This window comes from Neptunitalea lumnitzerae (assembly GCF_027924185.1).
Classification (GTDB): Bacteria; Bacteroidota; Bacteroidia; order Flavobacteriales; family Flavobacteriaceae; genus Neptunitalea; species Neptunitalea lumnitzerae.
In genome coordinates, this window is sequence record NZ_BRVO01000007.1 from 1 (window position 1) to 2,500 (window position 2,500).

At 47.2% G+C, this 2,500-nt stretch carries 2 tRNA genes and 2 rRNA genes (1 of these 4 cut by a window edge); all 4 read left to right on the forward strand.

The annotated features are described in order from the left end of the window. Window positions 1–4 precede the first annotated feature (4 nt). Window positions 5–1,522, forward strand: a 16S ribosomal RNA gene (locus tag Y10_RS16875). 116 nt (window positions 1,523–1,638) lie between these two features. Continuing rightward, window positions 1,639–1,712: transfer RNA gene (locus tag Y10_RS16880), tRNA-Ile, on the forward strand. Between the two features lie 86 nt (window positions 1,713–1,798). Then, window positions 1,799–1,872, forward strand: a tRNA-Ala gene (locus Y10_RS16885). Window positions 1,873–2,048: 176 nt separating this feature from the next. Continuing rightward, window positions 2,049–2,500, forward strand: a 23S ribosomal RNA gene (locus tag Y10_RS16890); it runs 2,364 nt beyond the window's last position. The 16S and 23S rRNA genes sit together here with 2 tRNA genes alongside, the layout of an rRNA operon.

Sequence of the window (2,500 nt, forward strand, 5' to 3'; positions counted from 1 at the left end):
TTTAACGATGAAGAGTTTGATCCTGGCTCAGGATGAACGCTAGCGGCAGGCCTAACACATGCAAGTCGAGGGGTAGAAATAGCTTGCTATTTTGAGACCGGCGCACGGGTGCGTAACGCGTATGCAATCTACCTTGTACAGGGGAATAGCCCAGAGAAATTTGGATTAATGCCCCATGGTATTGTTAAACAGCATTGTTTTACAATTAAAGTTTCGGCGGTACAAGATGAGCATGCGTCCTATTAGCTAGATGGAGTGGTAACGGCACCCCATGGCAACGATAGGTAGGGGTCCTGAGAGGGAGATCCCCCACACTGGTACTGAGACACGGACCAGACTCCTACGGGAGGCAGCAGTGAGGAATATTGGTCAATGGTCGGAAGACTGAACCAGCCATGCCGCGTGCAGGACGACTGCCCTATGGGTTGTAAACTGCTTTTGTATAGGAAGAATAAGGTGTACGTGTACACTGATGACGGTACTATACGAATAAGGATCGGCTAACTCCGTGCCAGCAGCCGCGGTAATACGGAGGATCCAAGCGTTATCCGGAATCATTGGGTTTAAAGGGTCCGTAGGCGGAATATTAAGTCAGGGGTGAAAGTTTGCAGCTCAACTGTAAAATTGCCTTTGATACTGATGTTCTTGAATGGTTAGGAAGTGGTTAGAATATGTAGTGTAGCGGTGAAATGCATAGATATTACATAGAATACCAATTGCGAAGGCAGATCACTACTAACTGATTGACGCTGATGGACGAAAGCGTGGGGAGCGAACAGGATTAGATACCCTGGTAGTCCACGCCGTAAACGATGGATACTAGCTGTTCGATTTTCGGATTGAGTGGCTAAGCGAAAGTGATAAGTATCCCACCTGGGGAGTACGTTCGCAAGAATGAAACTCAAAGGAATTGACGGGGGCCCGCACAAGCGGTGGAGCATGTGGTTTAATTCGATGATACGCGAGGAACCTTACCAGGGCTTAAATGTAGACTGACAGGACTAGAGATAGTTTTTTCTTCGGACAGTTTACAAGGTGCTGCATGGTTGTCGTCAGCTCGTGCCGTGAGGTGTCAGGTTAAGTCCTATAACGAGCGCAACCCCTGCCGTTAGTTACCAGCATGTTAAGATGGGGACTCTAACGGGACTGCCGGTGCAAACCGCGAGGAAGGTGGGGATGACGTCAAATCATCACGGCCCTTACGTCCTGGGCCACACACGTGCTACAATGGTAGGTACAGAGAGCAGCCACTGCGCGAGCAGGAGCGAATCTATAAAACCTATCTCAGTTCGGATCGTAGTCTGCAACTCGACTACGTGAAGCTGGAATCGCTAGTAATCGGATATCAGCCATGATCCGGTGAATACGTTCCCGGGCCTTGTACACACCGCCCGTCAAGCCATGGAAGCTGGGGGTACCTGAAGTCGGTGACCGCAAGGAGCTGCCTAGGGTAAAACTAGTAACTGGGGCTAAGTCGTAACAAGGTAGCCGTACCGGAAGGTGCGGCTGGAACACCTCCTTTCTAGAGAACACAATTGAATTGTTTGTTAAGAATAATTACAAAGAGTGGTTTTGCTTAAAGTGCTGTTAATACAAGGAATTGAGAATAAGTGAGAGAGCTATAATAATATAATAAAGAGTCTCGTAGCTCAGCTGGTTAGAGCGCTACACTGATAATGTAGAGGTCGGCAGTTCGAGCCTGCCCGAGACTACAAAAGCTTTTTGACTTATGAAAGGAAATTCTAGATGTTGAGCGCCTGATTGCCAACCGGCTAAAGATTGCCGACATTATGGAAACGGGGGATTAGCTCAGCTGGCTAGAGCGCCTGCCTTGCACGCAGGAGGTCATCGGTTCGACTCCGATATTCTCCACAGAGTGTTGTATTAGGATGTAAATTTTAAGACGCACATGTGAGACTACTAATAGTAGTAACACGACACAGTTCATTGACATATTGAGATAAAGAGAGATACGAGGTTTCGTTTATGTATTCATACATAAATGGAATTAGAAGTAAAAAAGTAAAGAATCAAAGAGACAAAAAGTACAATAAGCTAATTAAGGGCGTATGGGGGATGCCTAGGCTCTCAGAGGCGAAGAAGGACGTGATAAGCTGCGAAAAGCTTTGGGGAGTGGCACATACACTATGATCCGGAGATATCCGAATGGGGCAACCCACTATATTGAAGATATAGTATCCGCAAGGAGGCAAACCCGCTGAACTGAAACATCTAAGTAGGCGGAGGAGAAGAAAACAAGAGTGATTCCGTAAGTAGTGGCGAGCGAACGCGGAACAGCCCAAACCGATGTTGTTACGGCAATATCGGGGTAGTAGGACTGCGACATTTGATGCTTAACGAATAAGAATTGTTTGGAAAGACAAACCATAGAAGGTGATAGTCCTGTATTGGTAAGTTAAGTTATTGATAGCAGTATCCTGAGTAGCGCGGGGCACGTGAAACCCTGTGTGAATCTGGCGGGACCATCCGCTAAGGCTAA